Source organism: Polaromonas sp. P4_F9, from assembly GCF_056401235.1.
The window spans coordinates 33,725-49,986 of the sequence record NZ_JBFUJT010000038.1 but is presented as its reverse complement, the minus strand read 5'-3'; the positions used below and the strand labels follow the sequence as shown (position 1 = coordinate 49,986).

Below are 16,262 nucleotides of genomic sequence, written 5' to 3'. Positions count from 1 at the left end.
GGCGAAGCGATGTGCGTCGCGTGCTGTATGTGGCCGCCCTGGTGGGTACCCGATTCAATCCAGTACTCAAAGCCTTTTATGCCAAGCTCCTGGCCGCCGGCAAGCCCAAGAAGGTCGCCTTGGTGGCCTGCATGCACAAGCTGCTGGTCATCCTGAACGCCATCGCACGTACCAGGTCGCCCTGGAACAACGCTATTGCAGTAACGAATTAATGTCTTCATTCAAGATGGTTGCTGTTCTTTCCTGCTTTTCTCTGTTTTTTTCTGTTCTTCCGGGTCGGGGTGCCGGCGGGTCAGTGCAGCGGTGTCTTGCAGAAGTGCCCATGCTGCGCCACGCTCATCAGTTCGTGAAACTGGTCGTGCGACATCCGCAGCAGGCGCTCGTGGTCGCCGCCTTCCATGTAGATAACGTCGTTGGCTTCGAGGTCATCGTCGACGATGGTTTCCATGCCCCAGGCCATGCCAACCGGGGGCACCGCACCCACGTCGCAGTCATCGAACATACTCGCAATGCGGGTTTCATCGGACAGCCGCAATTCCTTGCGGCCCAGCAGCCGGGACAGATGACCCAGCATGACGGTCTTGTCGGCCGGAACGACCGCCATCACGCAGCCGGTGTCGTCTTCAAGAATCACCGACTTGGCGAGCTGGTGGGGCAGCACATGCGCCGTGTGGGCGGTCTCTGCGCTGCTGTGGCTGGGCTGGTGTGGGTGGATTTCATAGAGCGCGCCGCGCTCATCGAGGTAGCTTGACAGACGTGAGGAAATCGACATGACAGCCTCCTGGTGCAAAGCGACAGGCCATGGTCAGGGCAGCGTCACCGATGAAGCCGCTCGTGCCCGTCAAATGCATACTATGCGCCATGGCGGGCCAGATCGCAAGCCATGCGCTCCTGGCCTTGCATTGCCCCTTTGGCGGGGGGCGGAGGGCGGAGGGCGGGAAAGGATGTCGCCGCCTCCCCGATCAGCCCCCCAGTCAGCTTACCCAATCAGCCTGGGCAGCCAGGTCGCGATCCCGGGAATCCAGAACACGGCGGCCAGCAGTATCAGGCTCATCACCACATAGGGCACCACCGCCATGAAGATATGGCCCATGGTGACGGCAGGCGGGGCCACGCCGCGCATGGTCATGAGCAGCAGGCCGTGCGGTGGCAGCAGCAGGCCGAGCTGCATGCAGATCAGAAACATCACGCCAAACCAGATCGGGTCTATGCCCAACGTTTGCACCACGGGCATGAAGATGGGCAGCGTGATCATCATCATGCTGACCTGGTCGACAAAGATGCCCAGGAAAATCAGCATCAGCATCATGCCGACCACGATCATGCTGGTAGACAGGCCCTGGCCGGTGATGAACTGCACCAGGCCGTTGCTGGCGCCCGAGAACGACAGGATTTGCGCAAACGTGGTGGCGCCCAGGATGATGAACAAAATCATGCCCGAGATGCCCGCCGTGCCCTTGAGCGCCTTGAGCACGGCGTCCCGCGTCAGGACGCGGTAGCACAAGGCCAGCAGCATGGTGGCAAAGGCGCCCAGCGCGGCGCACTCGGTGGGCGTGGCCCAGCCGGCGGCCAGCGCGCCCACCACCACGCCAAAGATCGACAGCGTGGGCAGCACATAGCCAAAGAACAGGCTCCAGCGCGCCCAGCCGCGGTACTGCACCGCATCGTCTTGATCGATGGGTGCCAGCTGCGGGCTGATGGTGACGCGAATGACGATCCACAGCACAAAGGCGACGGACAGGATCACGCCGGGCACCACGCCGCCAATCAGCAGCTTGGAAATCGAGATGCCCGACAGCGAGCCCAGCAGCACGGTCAGCGCCGAGGGCGGGATCAGCATGTCGACCGCGCCAATGGCCATGATGGGCCCGGTGGCCAGGGTCGGGTGGTAGCCGCGTGACAGCATGATGGGCAGCATCAGCGAGCCGAGCATCGCGGTGGTGGCAATGGTGGAGCCCGAGATGGCCGAGAACACCGTGCCGGCCACCACGGCGACCACCGCCAGGCGGCCGGGCACGTGCTTGATCAGCCGCTCGACGCCTTCGATGACCTTGATGGCCAGGCCGGTATGAAACAGGATCTCGCCCATCAGCACGAACAGCGGAATCGGCGTCAGTGAAAACGCCGTGACCGAGCTCACGCTGCTGCGCGCCAGCTGCACCAGGCCGGGCTCGCCGCCCATGTAAAGCCAGGCGCCGATGATGTTGATGGTGATGAAGGTCAGCGCCACCGGCATGCCGATGAACAGCAGCACGGTGGAGCCGCCCAGCATCAGCCAGGCGGCAATGCCCCAGGCGCTCATGACGGCACCCTGGCGCTACGCGCCGTCCCGCCAAGCGGGAATTCGCCCTTGGGGCGGCCCTGCGTGCTCATGCCGCGCTCACCGCGTCATGCCGCGGGCCGCGTGGGCCGCGCTGCAGCCGGATCATGCGAAAGATCATTTCAATTCCAAGCAAAACAAACACCAGGGGCAAGGGCGCCAGCGCCCACCATTCGGGCGTGACCAGCGTCTTGATGTTGACGGCGCCCGACAGGTAGCTGGACCAGGCCGCCTGCGTGCCAAACCAGGCAATCGCCAGGCAGCAAACAAAACCGATCAGGTCGCCCACCCATTCGAAGCTCCAGGCCAGCTGCGGCGGCAGCGCCTGCAGCACGATATCGACGCGGATATGCTGGCCCTGGCGCAGCAGCCAGGGCGCCACGCACATGGTGATGAGGTAGAGCATCAGTTCCGAAATTTCGGTGCTCCAGGCCAGACCTTGCGGCAGGCCGGGCAGCGCCAGGTTGCGCAGCGCCACGTCGGCCACGATGATGAACATCATGGCCATGAGGATGGTGCAGCCCAGCAGGGCCAGCCTGGCCAAAAAGCGGCCATAGGCCTCAGACAACCGGTCTATCACGACGGGGCGCGGTGCTTATTTGGAGAAAAGCGTTTTGAAGCGCGCGGCCACCTCGGGGCTTTGCTTCATGGCGCCGGCCCAACCCACTGCGTAGGCTTTTTCGCGGAAGGCCTTGGACGTGGCGGCATCAAACTTGATGGTCTGGATGCCGGCGGTCTCCTGGCGGGCGGTTTCCACATTGCCGTAACGTGTCCAGAAAGTGTTCTCGGCCTCCAGTGCCAGCAATTGCTTTTGCAGGTAGTTGCGCTGCGCATCGGTGAGCTTTTTGTAGGCCGGCAGGTTCATGGTGAGCGATACCTCGGCGTCATAAAACCCGGGGTCTACACGGAACTTGGTCTTTTCCTGCCAGTTCAGGTCAAAAATGCCGCCAATGGGCCAGCCGTAGCCATCGACCACGCCGCGCTCCAGCGCGGTGTAGACCTCGCCCGGCGGGGTGGTGACCACATTGGCGTTGAGCGCCTGGAAGAAGTCGCGGTACACCGGCGAGATGCGGATCTTCTGGCCGCTCAGGTCGGGCTTGTCGATCTTCTTGTTGGTGTAGATGTGAAAGGGCTGGTTTTCGACCATGCGGGCCAGGTATTGCGTGTTGCCCTTTTCGTTCCAGACCTTGTTGATGGCGTCAAAGGCGCCGTTCTTGCGCTGCTCGGCCACCGGGATCTGCGTGAGTTTCAGGAAGTCGGCCTCGGGCATGACGTTGGTGTAAAACGCGCCGGTGTTCATCGCCATGTCCACCACGCCGGTTTTCACCGCGTTGCCAGCCTCAAACGTCGGAATGGCTTTGGGGCCACCCAGAAAGTTGATCTGCAGCACGCCCTTGCCCTCGGCATTGACCTTGGCGATCCAGGGCAACAGGCGTTGTACGTAGATGCCGTTCTCGGGAAAGGCGCTGACGAGCCGCAGCGTGACCTCCTGCGCCAGCGCGCCGGCCGAAAAGCTGGCCGCCAGCATCAGGGCCAACGTGGGTTTGAGAACTCTGAGCGTTCGTGTTTTCATGGGTCTTGTCTCCTGTGATCGGGTTGAAATCGATGATCCGGTCTGCTTGCTGCCGCGTCAATGCGTGCTAATCACTACACACTGCACGGCACTACATGGCACTACACGGTGGCCGCCAGCATGTGCTCCAGCGCCTGGCCCGTGTCGTCTGCCAGCGCGGCCTGGCTCAGCGCCTTCAGTTGCGCCGCGCCCTGCGGCATGGCCTGCAGCTGCGGCAGCTTGGCCATTACACGCTGAAAGCTGCGCCAGCCGCGCGCATGCGTGTCGCCATACCCTTTGACCAGCCGCTGCGAGCGTGCCACCTCCAGCGCCAGCGCCGGTTGCACGGGCGCCAGGCGGGCTATGGTGGCGAGCCAGTCGCTGATGCGCCGCTGCTCCACCTGAAAGCGCAGCGATTTGGGGCGCAGCGGGCGCAGGGCGGCAATGGTGTAGAGCAGCAGGTAGCCGCGTATCGAGCTGGTCTGCACGATGCGGCCCTTGCGTGTGAAGGGCTCCACGCAGGCGCGCGCCCAGGGCGTGGCCAGCAGCCAGCGGCCGAAGCCGGCGGGCAGCGTGTCGGCAATCTCTTCCACACGCGGATGCAAAAACTCATTGATGCCCAGGTGCTGCGCCTGGCTCAGCTTGACCTCGCCGCCCACGCGGTCAAAGCGCGAGCGCCGGGTCTTGAGGTCGGCCACGCGCACCGTGTCTTCGTAGCTCATCCACAGCGCCAGGTGGCGCGCGGTTTCATCCAGCAGTTCGGCGGCGAGCGTGGGGTCTGCGGGCAGGCAGGCCGTGAGCGGCTGCAGGCGGTCCAGGTAGCTGGCGGCATAGCCCACGTCCTGGTAGTCGGCCGCGCGCACAATGCCGGCGGCCAGCGTGGCGTGGTTGGCCGGCGCAAAGGTGTTTTGAATGCGCCGGGCCAGGGCCGCCAGCCGCGCACCGACCGGCGGCATGGGGGGCGCGGCCTGAACGGGAGGCGCCGCAACGGCCAGTGGTGTCATGGCCTGCTGCGCGACGGCAAAGCCGGCGGCAAAGGCCTTGAGGCTGGACTTCACGCCGACACCGCCGCGCGAGATGGTGGCTTCAAACTGTGCGCGGGTAAACGGCAGGCGCCCGGTGGCGGCCAGCGCGCCGTACAGCGTCGGGCTGATCAGGCTGCCGGTGTCCTCGGCCAGCTGGGCAAAGTCGGCGCTGATGAAGTGCTGGGCAGCGGCACGGCCACCTTCGAGCAGCTTGGTCGAGCTGACGCGGCCGTCGCCCATGGCGGTGCGCTCGGTCATCGAATACACACGGTGGGTTGAGGCTATGAAGGTGGTGCGCCGGGCCGAGACCAGGCCGCGCTGCAGTGCACGGCCGGCTTCCATCAGCTCCGATGCAATCACGATGTCGACTTCGCCCGGCACCGGGCCGAGCGCCAGCACGGGCAGGCGGCCCGCCGGTGCGCCGGCTTCGGGAAACAGCTCCAGGTAGTAGACCGTGGCGCCAGTGCGCTGCGCCACGCCGGGTACCGAGGTGGTCTGGGCAAAGTAGCCGTTCTGCTCGGCCAGGTCGACCAGCCAGTCGGCCAGCACACCGCCGCCTTCACCGCCCATCGCAAGAATCGCAATGGTGATCGCGCGAGGAGTGTGAGCCCCCACGCTTTTCACTCCGTGTAATGCGCTGCCCCCCGAGGGGGCGTTCGCGCCTTGGGGCGGCCCGGCGTCGCTCATGTTCATGGTCATGGTCATGCGGCAATCCCTTCCAGCCGGCGCTCGATGCGGTTTTGCAGTGCGCCGATCACGGCCGTGCGCAGCCGCAGCTTGAAGCGGTCCCAGGCCGTGGGGTTGTTGATGATTTCGGCGCGGTAAAACGAGGGGCACAGCACCGCGGCATGCGCCACCTCGCCGCACAGGCCGCAGCCCACGCAGCTGTCGATCACCGTGGCAATCGGGTCGCGCCGCAGCGGGTCGGGGTTGGGCTTGATGGTCAGCGAAGGGCAGCCCGACAGGCGTATGCACGAGTGGTCGCCGGTGCAGGTGTCGGGGTCGATGCCGAAGCGCTCGCGCACCACGCGTTCGCCGCCTTCAATGCGTTTGCGGATCTGCGGCTTGACGCGGCGCTGGCGGTTCAGCATGCACTCGCTTTGCGCCACGATGACCTTGGGGCCTTTTTCTTTCGTGGTCAGCGCCTCGCGCAGCACGTCGCGCATCTGCGTGAGGCTGTAGGTGTTGGTCACCGTTTTGGCCCACTTCACGCCGACGCCGCGCACGGCCTTTTCAATCGGGTTGTTGGTGCTGCGTATCGGGTTAACGGCCTTGGACGAGAGCACGTCCTGCCCGCCGGTGGCGGCCGAATAGCCGTTGTCCACCACCAGCAGCACGTTGTCGGTCTGGTTGAACACCGCATTGCCCACGCCGCTGGTCAGGCCGTTGTGCCAGAAGCCGCCGTCGCCCATCATGGCAATCGTGCGTTTGGATGTCTCGGGGGTGTTGAAGGCCGAGGCGCCGGCCCAGCCCAGGCCGTAGCCCATGGTGGTGGCGCCGATGTTGAAGGGCGGCAGGATGGAAAACAGGTGGCAGCCGATGTCGCAGCTGATGTGGTGCTTGCCGAGCTCGCGCTCGATCAGCTTCATCGCGGTGAAGATCGGGCGCTCGGGGCAGCCGGTGCAGAACGAGGGCGGGCGGCCCTGCACTTCATCGGAGGCGGCCTTGATGGCAAAGGCCTTGGGGTTGCCGTCCAGCACCGCCAGGCCGCTGGAGGCGGGCCGTGCCGCCACTGGCAGCTCGCGGCCCTGCAGCAATTCGGGCGCATAGATGTCGATGAAGCGCGCCACACCCTTGAGCACCACGCCGCCGGTGTACTCGCCGGCCATGGGCAGCACGTCCTTGCCGTGTACCTTGGTCTGCACATCGGCTTTGCGCAACATCGAGTTCACGCTCTGCTCGATGAAGTCGGGCTGGCCTTCTTCCACCAGCAGGATGCCGCGCTTGCCGGCGCAAAAACGCTTGAACTCGTCGTCAATCAGTGGGTAGGTGAGGTTGAGCACATACAGTGGCACCTGCGAGTTGCCAAACGCATCGGCCAGGCCCAGCAGCTCCAGTGAACGCAGCACGCTGTTGTACAGGCCGCCCTGCATGACGATGCCGAAGTCCTTGGCGCCTTCGGCAAAAAACTCGTTGAGCTGGTGCTCCTGGATGAACTTCACGGCGGCTGGCCAGCGCTCGGTGATCTTTTCCTGCTCCTGCGCGTAGCTGGCGGGCGGCAGCACGATGCGGCTGGCGTCGCGCTGCGGGTTTTCCATCGCGTCCTTCAGCGTGAAGGATGGCCGCTTGTTGGCCTTGGTGGCAAAGCGCCCGTGCACATGGCAGGCGCGTATGCGCAGCTCCAGCATCACCGGTGTGCGGCTGGCTTCAGACAGCTCGAAGCCCATCTCCACGGCCCGCACAATGCTTTCCAGGTTGGGCCGCGGGTCTATCAGCCAGACCTGCGACTTCATCGCAAAGGCGTGCGAGCGCTCCTGCATGATGCTGGAGCCCTCGCCATAGTCTTCGCCGACGATCAGCATTGCGCCGCCGGTCACGCCGCCCGACGCCAGGTTGGCCAGCGCGTCGGAAGCCACATTGGTGCCGACTGTGGACTTGAAGGTCACGGCGCCGCGCAGCGGGTAGTTGACGGAGGCGGCCAGCGTGGCGGTAGCGGTGGCCTCCGAGGCGCTGTGCTCAAAGCGCACACCGAGTTCCTGCAGGATGTCGTTGGCGTCGGTCAGCACGTCCATCAGGTGCGAGATCGGTGCACCCTGGTAGCCGGCCACATAGGACACGCCCGATTGCAGCAGGGCCTTGGTGACGGCCAGAATGCCTTCGCCGCGAAACTCGTCACCGTCGCCCAGGCGCAGTTTCTGCACTTCATTGGCGAATGAACGCTCAGCCATGGAAGGCACCGGATGCGGCGTTCGCCGGAAGAATGGGTTGTTGCTGCATGCGTGTCACCGTGGGTCTCGATGTATGTGTGTCTGTGCGTCTCATGCCACGTCGGGCTGGCAGCCCGTCTGCGGCTGGCGGTATCCGTGTATTGACGGGAATTTACGCAGGTCGAATTCATCCGGCAAATGGATTGTTCAGATGGAGCACATCCATTTGATGAATAATCCGGGAGAACCCTGAGAACCATTTCGGGGAGCAAGCCAGCCTGTTGGAGACGCCGCCATGAACTTTCGCCAGCTCGACCTCAATCTCTTGCGTGTGCTGGCGGCCATTCACCGAACGGGTTCGGTCACCCTCGCCGGCAAGGCGCTGTCACTGTCGCAGCCGGCCACCAGCAATGCGTTGGCCCGGCTGCGCGATTTTTTTGACGACGAGCTGTTTGTGCGCGCGCCCTCGGGCCTCAAGCCCACGCGCCTGTGCGAGCAGYTCGCGCCCGCGGTGCTGGCGCAGCTGCTGGCGCTGGAAACCGTGGTCACTGGCCATGAAGAATTTGAGGCGGCCCACAGCGACATGCACTGGCGCCTGTCGCTGTCGGACCTGGGCGAGATGCTGTTCCTGCCGGCGCTGGCCGGTGCGCTGCGCAGCCAGGCGCCGGGCGCGCGCCTGTCGAATATCTCGGTGGCGGCGAACGATGTGGCGGCCGCGCTGGAGGCGCGCGAGATCGACCTGGCCATCGGCATCCTGCAGCCGCGCCACCGCGGCATACGCACCGAGCTGCTGTTTCGCGAGAACTATGTGGCGGTGGCCGCGCCGCAGTGGCGGCCCGCCTCCGGCCGCAGCGGCCGCACCTTGACCAAGCAGCAGCTGGCCGAGGCCGCCTTTGTGGTGGCCTCGCCCACGGCGACGTTTCACGGCAGTGTGGAGCAGATGCTGCTGCGCATGAAGCTGCAAGACCGCATCGTGCTCCGGGCCCGCCACTTCGGCGCCCTGCCCGACCTGGCGCTGACGACCGACCTGCTGTCCATCGTGCCCGAAATGTATGCGCGCAACCTGCGCCAGCGCTACGACTTCCGGGTCTGGGGGATTCCCGGCGCGCCGGCCTATGAGGTGCGCCTGGTCTGGCACGGCAGCACCGACAACGACCCGGCGCACCAGTGGATGCGCGCGCTGGTGCAGCAGCTGTTCAGGCGGCCGGTGCGCGCGGATCCGGTGTGAGGAAGCTGCATGAAGAAGAGTTGCGCCTGCCGTGATGCGGGCGCCGGTGTCCTGTGCGTTTGTGGTTTTGGGCCGGTGCTTCCGGAGCTTGGAGCGTCGCGCAGCCTCCACTTTTTCGGCGTTGTCAACCTCGATTGCCCCGGTAGGTAGTTGTACGGAGTTGAAGGCGCAGGGCTTACCGCCCATCATCAGGCCCTCTCCATCAGGCCGAGCCGATGTGATTCGGGCTGCTGAAGATTCGCACGCTTGAGTGACAGACGCGCCGAAATAACGGGATGGCCTGAACCGGTGTGTGTGATGAGTGTGTGATGAGTGTGTGATGACTCGATGAATTGCCAGATCAACACAACAACACAACGGGGATGACATGACAATCACAAGCAAAAACTGTTTGACGCTGACGTCTATAGCCGCAGCCGTCGCAGCCGTATTGGTACTCAGCGCCTGCGGGGGTGGCAGTGCAGGTGAAAACATCAACCGCAAGCCGACCTATCTGGGCACGGTGGTGTCGGTCAACTACGACGGCGCCAGCGATGACTTGCTCACCGCAGGTCTCGGCAAAACCGGTCTGGGCGCAACCGCGCCCGTGGCGGCGGATCCCTTGAATCCGACAGCGGCGGAGCTGCGGAGAATTGCCATCTTCAACAACTACCGCGCGCTGCTCGACATCACGGTGGCCGGCGGTTACGGCAGCCTGTATGGCCCCAATGTGGACGCCAGCGGCGCTATCACCGCCAGCGAAGGCAAGATTGCCGGCACCGAATACCTGGCCTACTCGGATGACGGCACCGGCAACCAGAACATCACGATGCTGGTGCAGGTGCCTGTCAGCTTTAACCCTGCCAGCCCGTGCATCGTCACGGGCACATCGAGCGGGTCGCGCGGGGTGTATGGCGCCATCGGAACTTCCGGCGAGTGGGGCCTTAAAAATGGCTGTGCCGTGGCCTATACCGACAAAGGCACCGGCACCGGCATGCACGACCTGCAGAACGACACGGTCAACCTGCAAAATGGCGTCCGCGCGACGGCCACGGCGGCCGGCAAGGCCTCGAATTTCACCGCCAGCCTGACTAGCGCCGAGCGCGCCGCATTCAATACGGCAACGCCGAACCGGTTTGCCGTCAAGCATGCGCATTCGCAGCAGAACACGGAAAAAGACTGGGGTAAATGGACGCTGCAAGCGGTCGAGTTTGCCTACTTTGTGCTGAATGAAAACTATGGTGCGGTGGCGAAAGACGGCGTGTCGCGCCTCGTCAAACTGACACCCGCCAACACCATCGTGATTGCGTCAAGTGCGTCCAACGGCGCGGGCGCGGCGCTGGCCGCGGCGGAACTCGACACGAAAGGCCTGATCACCGGCGTGGCGGTGGCTGAACCCCAGATCCAGGTGGTACCTGACACCCGGCTGAGCGTGAAGCGCGGCGCAACCACCCTGGCCGGGACCGGAAGGCCTTTGTTCGACTACGCAAGCCTGGGCAATTTGCTGCAGCCCTGTGCGGCGCTGGCATCGCCCACCACGAATGTGTTCAACACGGTCAATACGACCATTGCCACCAACCGCTGCAATGCGCTCCAGTCGAGCGGCCTCATTGTTGGCAACACCACGGCCGAACTGGCCGCCGATGCCATGGCCAGGCTGCTGGCGGCAGGGCATCAGCCGGAAAGCAGTGTCTTGCAGGCGTCGCACTATTCTTTTGCGACACCGGCGGTGGCCGTGACCTTTGCCAACAGCTATGGGCGTTTCAGCGTCAAGGACAACCTCTGCGGTTTCAGCTTTGCGGCCACCGGAGCGGCCGGCTCGGCCACCCCGAATGCGCCGGTGGCCGCCTCCGCCACCGCGCTGGCCACCTCGTTTGGCACCAGCAACGGCATTCCGCCGACGGTCGGCATCAACATCGTCAACAACAACAGCGTGGGCGGCCCCTTGCTGGATGCCGCCTCACTGTCTGCCGGCAGTGTGCTGGACTACAACATCGCCGGCGCGCTGTGCCTGCGCGATCTGTTGGGGGGGAGCAGCGCGAACGCGCTACGGCTGCAGCAGGGCATCAACGAGGTGTTGCGCACCGGTGATTTGCAGGGCAAGCCGGCGCTGATCGTGCACGGTCGCGCGGATGCGCAGGTGCCCGTGGCCTTTTCATCGCGTCCTTATTTCGGCCGCAACAAGATTGTGGAAGGCGTCAACAGCAAGCTGTCCTACATTGAAGTGACGAATGCCCAGCATTTCGACGCTTTCCTGGCATTCCCGGGCTATGGCGAGCGCTTTGTTCCGGCGCACCGCTATTTCATCCAGGCGATGGACATGATGTACGCCAACCTGAAAACCGGCGCCGCGCTGCCGGCCAGCCAGGTGGTGCGCACCGTGCCGCGCGGGCTGACGGGTGCGGTGGTCAATCCGATCACGCCGGCCAATGTGCCGCCGATCAAAACGGTTCCGGCGGTGGGCGACCAGATCACCTTTGCCAACAACGTGGTGACGGTTGCCGATTAAACCTTCAGGTTAAAAACTCGCTGCCCGGCCCCAATGCGCCGGGGCCTTGCTGAACTGGCCGTGCCGCTGCGAACTCATCAGCGCGTGGAACTGGTCGTGCGACATGCGCAGCAGGCGTTCGTGGTCGCCGCCTTCCATGTACACGGCCTCGCACGCCTCGAGTTCGTCATCGACAATCGTTTCAATACCCCAGGCCATGCCGACGGAGGGCACGGCACCGGGTTCGCAGCCTTTGAACAGCATGGCAACGCGGTCTTCATCGGCCAGCCGCAGTGACCTGCGGCCCAGCATGCGCCCAAGCTCATCCACCATCACGGCCTTGTCGGCAGGGATGACGGCCATCACATAGCCCAGGTCGTCTTCAAGAACGACCGACTTGGCCAGGTGATCGGGTATGACGTTGGCGCTGCGGGCTGTTTCCGCACTGGTGCGGCTGTGCGCGTGCGCAAGAATCTCGTAGCGCGCACCGCGCTGGTCGAGGTAGTTGGCTAGAGTCGAGGGAATGGACATGGCAGCCTCCGGGAGTAAATGGACCTTCCTGGGCCTTCGGGGGCCACACAGCGCAGCGGCCCCGTGCAGGTTCCATTCAGTCTAGGCCGAAAAATACCGCGTTGCCAGTGGGGTGTTGCAGGCTGCCCGGCACATCAAACGGCATCTTCCCAGGCGCTTGATGGGCCAGGCAGCCCGGTCATGAACTGGGTCGACTTCAGGCCCGTTCCTGCCAGCAGCGCCGTGGCGCCGGAACGGGTCAATGATGGTGGCCGTGCTCGCCGTGCACATGGCGGTGCGCAATCTCTTCTTCGGAGGCGGCGCGCACGTCGGTGACCTTCAGCGTGAAGCGCAGGGCCTTGCCGGCCAGCGGGTGGTTGCCGTCCAGCATGACGACGTTGCCCTTGATTTTCATCACGTGGAACAGTTGCTCCCGGCCGTCGTCGCCGCGGCCTTCCAGTTGTCCGCCGACCTTGACGCCGGGCGGAAATTCAGACTTGGGGATGGTGCGCACCAGGCTTTCGTCGCGCAGGCCGAAGGCGTCCTCCGGCTGCAGGTTCAGCGTGACCTGGTAGCCGGGCAGCTGTCCGTCCAGGGCTTCCTCGATCTTGGGCAGGGTGTTGCCATAGCCACCATGCAGGTAGACCATGGGTCCCGAGCTTTCCTCGACGAGCTTGCCCTGGGCGTCGGCGACTTTGTAGTTCAGGGTGACGGCGGTGTTTTTTTCGATTTTCATGATGAGTGCTTTCGGGGCTTCAGGGCGCCGCATCGGGCTAGTGTGGTGTTGCACGCTATCCGGTACATAAAACCGTGTCTTTTTGCCCATGGCGGCGTTGCAAATCCTCGCAATAGTGGAACTATTGCTGTGGTTTGCGCCTTGCCCTGAACAAAAACCCATCGGTTTTATTTGTACCGTCAAGCATGCAACACCACACTAGATGCTTCATGCGTCAATGGGTAATCTTAGCAATGATGGCTTACCCGCAGGCGCTGGACGCCGGGGCCTGTCGGGTCTGACAATAGCGATTCAACAACAACACTTTACCGGACGGTCCATGCCATGAATTTACTGGACATCGAAACCATCGAGCTGCTGTCGGCTGCGGCATCGCCCCGGCCGCTGTTTGTGCTGTTGCACGATGAAGGCGGTGTGGCCGCCGACATGCTCGTCATGGGCAACCTGCTGGGCGATGCGTTTGCCGAGGCCGCCGTGTTGATCCCCGAGGGGCTGGTGGGCCCGCTGGGTACGGGCAACGGCCACGGCAGCCTGTCGACCCGGGTGGAGGCCCTGGCCGCCTATTTGCGGAGCCAGCAGCAGCGGTTTGACGTGCTGCAGTCGGACACGGCCCTGGTCGGTTTCGGCGCCGGCGCCACGCTGGCCCTGGCCTTCAGCGACGCCCACGATGGCCTGGCGGGGCGCGTGCTGGCGTTTGGCGGCAGCTACCAGGTCTGGCCCGACAAGGCGCCCGCCCTCACCACGCTGCACCTGCTGCACGGCCAGAACGACCCGGTGGTGCCGGTCAGCGTCGCACGGCACGGCTTTGACCTGCTGATGGCCCTGAATGCCGATGCCACGCTGGACGTGGCCGCCTCCGTGGGCCACGAGTTGCATCCGGCGCTGATGGACCAGGCCGTGACGCGGCTGCAGACCTGTGTGCCGCTGCGGCACTGGCGGGCGGTGTAAACGGCCCTGGTGACTTCGGGGCATTTTTTAAGCAAATAATGCCTGCAAGCCGCGCAGAACGAGCGTGACAAGCTCCTGAATCAATAGCAACAAATTTGCACCCCGCACCCTGCAAGGCCTAGGGAGCTCTTAAACCAAGCAGGGGCCGCGGGACTGGCTTTGCCAGACCGCAGGCGCAGCGCCCCCTCGGGGGGCAGCGAACCACACAAAGTGGGGAGCGTGGGGGCTTTGTTATCGGCAGGCCTGCAATGCCTTGCCCTCGAGCTGGGGCTTCAGGGACTCCAGCTGGGACCGCAGCGCGGCATCGACCGCGGCCAGCTTGAGCAACTGGCCTTTCGCTTCGGGCCGTTCCAGCACGACCCTGGCGGTGCGCACGCCGAGGGTGGCGGCCCTGGCCAGTTCGCGCTCGGCCTCGGCCTGCGAGCCGAAGTGGCCCAGCGACAGGCCGGGGGCCAGCGTCGGGTTGAGCAGCGGCTCGAAAGACACGCCCCGCTGGCGCAGCTCGCCGCGTTTTTTGGCCAGGGCTTCGTCGCTGCTGTATTTACCCATGTAGATGATCCAGCGGCCGGGCTCGGCGCTGCTTTCGAGCGACCAGCTGCCGGCGGGCAGGCTGGCTTGCAGGCGGGGGCGGAGCGCGCCGGCCTGCTCGTCGCTGAAGAGGCCGGCCTGCAGGCACTCGGCAGAGCTGGAGGGACCGCCGGCGCTTTCAAATTGCCGGGCTTCGCCCGTGCTGAGCAGCTGCATGGCTTCCGGCCGGATCTGCTGCTCCAGGCGCTGGGGCTCGGCCTGGATGGCCGGAGCCCATCCGTAATCGGCCAGCAGGCCCTGGGTAAAGGCAAAGTAGCCTGCGTTGGCCAGCAGCAGCGCCAGCACCAGCAGCCTCAGCATGGGCGGTTGCCCTTTGCCGCCGAAACCGGCCGCACGCTGACTTCGGAACTGGTGATTTCTTTCATGCCAGCCGCAGTATGCACGAGCAGGGCGCCGCTTTCACTGACGCCGTGCGCCGTGCCTTCGGTGCCGTCCGAGAGCCTCACGGCGCGGCCGGCGAGCACATCGCGCGCCGAAAAACGCGCCTGGAAGGGCGCAAAGCCGAATTGTTCAAAGGCCTGCACGGCCTGCACCAGCGGGGGCAGCGTGCGCAGCAGCGCTTCGCCGGCATCCACGCCGGGGCGCAGGTCCTGCAGGCAACCGGGCGGGACGGCCATGGTGGCGGGGAAACCGGAGACGGAGGAACCGGAGGCGGGGGCGGAAAGCTGCACCGGCAGGATGTTGATGCCGACACCGATCACCACATAGCGAATGCCGCCCCAGCTGGCGGTTTCCACCAGAATGCCCCCCAGCTTGCGCTCGCCCTCGCGGGTCTGGCCGGAAAGCCAGAGGTCGTTGGGCCATTTCAGGCCGATGGCTGGTTGGCCTGCGGGCCGCGGGTCCAGGCTTTCCGCCAGGCTGATGCCGACCGCCAGCGACAGGCCCGACCAGTCGGCCGGCTGCAGGGGCAGGCCCAGGGAAAAAGTCAGGCTGTCTGAGCGCCGGCTTTCCCAGCTGCGGCCGGATCGGCCGCGCCCGGCGGTTTGCTGTTCGGCCACCAGCAGCAGGGGCTCGGGCCGGAGCGGCGCACCGTCGCTGCCGCGAAAGCGCCGCATCAGCTCGCTGTTGGTCGAGTCGATCTCGGGCAGGACCTCCACGGTAAACCCCGGCAAAGAGGGAGCTACAGCCTCCCAGATGGCCTCGGCGGGCCATCGGAGGGGGGAGGCCGGGGCGGCCGTCGGGGAGGAAGTCACGGCGAGGGGCTGAACGTGGAGGATGGGAGGGGCGGAACGGTGAGACGGTGAGAAGGCGAAATGGGGAGGTGACGGTGAAGCAAGCTGCCCGGTTCAGTCCTTCTTCTTTTTGTTCTTTTTGGCCTGGGATTTCTTGCTGTCGAGCTTGGCTTTGGCTTTGGCCTTGTCGCCCGCCTTGTCACTGGCCTTGTCTTTCGCTTTCGGCTTGTCCTTGCCAGCGTCTTTGCCGTTGTCCTTGTCTTTGGGGGCGAGCAGCGTGCCACGGCAGTTTTTGGCGCCGCACCAGCAGGGGTATTCGGCCTTCAGCTTTTTGGTGTACTTGGCATCGATGATCAGGCCGTAGTCGTAAAACAGCTCTTCGCCGGCCTTGATGTTGCGCAGCGCCTTGATGAAGACACGCCCCTCGTCTTCGTCGGCCTCGCAGTTGGGTTTGCAGCTGTGGTTGATCCAGCGCGAGGAATTGCCGCCGTACTTGGCGTCGATCACATGCTTTTCATCGATGTGAAAGTAAAAGGTGTGGTTGGGGTCTTTCGGGTCGTGCGGGTGGCGCCGCAGGGCCTCTTTCCAGGTCACCACCTCGCCCACGTACTCGATCAGTGTCTCGCCTTCGGCCAGGTCCTGCAGGGCAAACACGCCCTTCCCGTGCACGCCGGAGCGACGGGTCTGGATGCGGCGGCCGTCGGCGCCAGACGCGCCCTCGGGCGCCAGGGAAGAAAGTGCGGAAGGGCTCGCAGCGGCGTGGTTTTTTGACACGGGGTAATTTTTTGGTATGGTTAATTCATGCATGTGCGCGCACAGGCGTGCGTGCGCACCCGCGCGCGTACCTGC

At 64.7% G+C, this 16,262-nt stretch carries 14 protein-coding genes and 1 pseudogene; 4 read left to right on the top strand and 11 right to left on the bottom strand.

Annotated elements, in window-relative coordinates; translation table 11 throughout:
• A pseudogene (locus AC1DUB_RS24355) lies at nt 1–212 on the top strand (IS110 family transposase); the annotation flags it as partial.
• An 80-nt stretch (nt 213–292) separates the two neighbouring features.
• On the opposite strand, the gene AC1DUB_RS24350 reads toward AC1DUB_RS24355, so the two are convergent.
• The 6 genes from AC1DUB_RS24350 to AC1DUB_RS24325 form a co-directional block, all read right to left on the bottom strand.
• Entirely contained in the window at nt 293–772 is a 480-nt protein-coding gene (locus AC1DUB_RS24350) for an aminoacyl-tRNA deacylase (protein WP_477731730.1), read from the bottom strand.
• 207 nt (nt 773–979) lie between these two features.
• Nucleotides 980–2,302: a TRAP transporter large permease gene (locus AC1DUB_RS24345; RefSeq protein ID WP_477731729.1), complete on the bottom strand. Its 1,323-nt coding sequence runs from the start codon at nt 2,300–2,302 to the stop codon at nt 980–982.
• 67 nt (nt 2,303–2,369) lie between these two features.
• The gene (locus AC1DUB_RS24340) at nt 2,370–2,888 is read right to left on the bottom strand and encodes a TRAP transporter small permease (protein ID WP_477731728.1); all 519 of its coding nucleotides are present in this window, start codon (nt 2,886–2,888) and stop codon (nt 2,370–2,372) included.
• 27 nt (nt 2,889–2,915) lie between these two features.
• Nucleotides 2,916–3,893 (bottom strand): TRAP transporter substrate-binding protein DctP, encoded by a 978-nt coding sequence (dctP, locus tag AC1DUB_RS24335; protein WP_477731727.1) that lies wholly within the window; start codon nt 3,891–3,893, stop codon nt 2,916–2,918.
• Between the two features lie 101 nt (nt 3,894–3,994).
• Complete coding sequence (locus AC1DUB_RS24330) at nt 3,995–5,467, bottom strand: indolepyruvate oxidoreductase subunit beta family protein (RefSeq protein ID WP_477731732.1); 1,473 nt, start codon at nt 5,465–5,467, stop codon at nt 3,995–3,997.
• A gap of 131 nt (nt 5,468–5,598) precedes the next feature.
• Entirely contained in the window at nt 5,599–7,785 is a 2,187-nt protein-coding gene (locus tag AC1DUB_RS24325; RefSeq protein ID WP_477731726.1) for a thiamine pyrophosphate-dependent enzyme, read from the bottom strand.
• Nucleotides 7,786–8,059: 274 nt separating this feature from the next.
• Here AC1DUB_RS24325 and AC1DUB_RS24320 point away from each other — a divergent pair, with 274 nt between their 5' ends.
• Together AC1DUB_RS24320 and AC1DUB_RS24315 are read left to right on the top strand one after the other, a co-directional pair.
• Nucleotides 8,060–8,992, top strand: a complete 933-nt coding sequence (locus AC1DUB_RS24320; RefSeq protein ID WP_477731725.1) for a LysR family transcriptional regulator — start codon at nt 8,060–8,062, stop codon at nt 8,990–8,992.
• Nucleotides 8,993–9,359: 367 nt separating this feature from the next.
• Complete coding sequence (locus AC1DUB_RS24315) at nt 9,360–11,480, top strand: D-(-)-3-hydroxybutyrate oligomer hydrolase (protein ID WP_477731724.1); 2,121 nt, start codon at nt 9,360–9,362, stop codon at nt 11,478–11,480.
• A gap of 9 nt (nt 11,481–11,489) precedes the next feature.
• Here the strand turns inward: AC1DUB_RS24315 and AC1DUB_RS24310 are convergent, their stop codons facing one another.
• Nucleotides 11,490–11,990: an aminoacyl-tRNA deacylase gene (locus AC1DUB_RS24310; RefSeq protein ID WP_477731723.1), complete on the bottom strand. Its 501-nt coding sequence runs from the start codon at nt 11,988–11,990 to the stop codon at nt 11,490–11,492.
• A 238-nt stretch (nt 11,991–12,228) separates the two neighbouring features.
• The gene (locus tag AC1DUB_RS24305; RefSeq protein ID WP_477716490.1) at nt 12,229–12,705 is read right to left on the bottom strand and encodes an FKBP-type peptidyl-prolyl cis-trans isomerase; all 477 of its coding nucleotides are present in this window, start codon (nt 12,703–12,705) and stop codon (nt 12,229–12,231) included.
• Nucleotides 12,706–13,029: 324 nt separating this feature from the next.
• Here AC1DUB_RS24305 and ypfH point away from each other — a divergent pair, with 324 nt between their 5' ends.
• The gene (gene ypfH / locus AC1DUB_RS24300; protein WP_477731722.1) at nt 13,030–13,653 is read left to right on the top strand and encodes an esterase; all 624 of its coding nucleotides are present in this window, start codon (nt 13,030–13,032) and stop codon (nt 13,651–13,653) included.
• 231 nt (nt 13,654–13,884) lie between these two features.
• Here ypfH and AC1DUB_RS24295 read toward each other — a convergent pair whose 3' ends face one another.
• The 3 genes from AC1DUB_RS24295 to AC1DUB_RS24285 all read right to left on the bottom strand — a co-directional run bounded on the left by AC1DUB_RS24295 (nt 13,885) and on the right by AC1DUB_RS24285 (nt 16,220).
• Nucleotides 13,885–14,541 carry an SPOR domain-containing protein gene (locus AC1DUB_RS24295; protein WP_477721250.1) on the bottom strand — a complete coding sequence of 219 codons (657 nt, stop codon included), beginning with the start codon at nt 14,539–14,541 and terminating at the stop codon, nt 13,885–13,887.
• The gene (locus tag AC1DUB_RS24290; protein ID WP_477731721.1) at nt 14,535–15,434 is read right to left on the bottom strand and encodes a biotin--[acetyl-CoA-carboxylase] ligase; all 900 of its coding nucleotides are present in this window, start codon (nt 15,432–15,434) and stop codon (nt 14,535–14,537) included. Before AC1DUB_RS24290 ends, AC1DUB_RS24295 begins: the two co-directional genes overlap by 7 nt.
• Before the next feature lie 93 nt (nt 15,435–15,527).
• Nucleotides 15,528–16,220 (bottom strand): SET domain-containing protein, encoded by a 693-nt coding sequence (locus tag AC1DUB_RS24285; RefSeq protein ID WP_477731720.1) that lies wholly within the window; start codon nt 16,218–16,220, stop codon nt 15,528–15,530.
• Nucleotides 16,221–16,262: the final 42 nt, after the last annotated feature.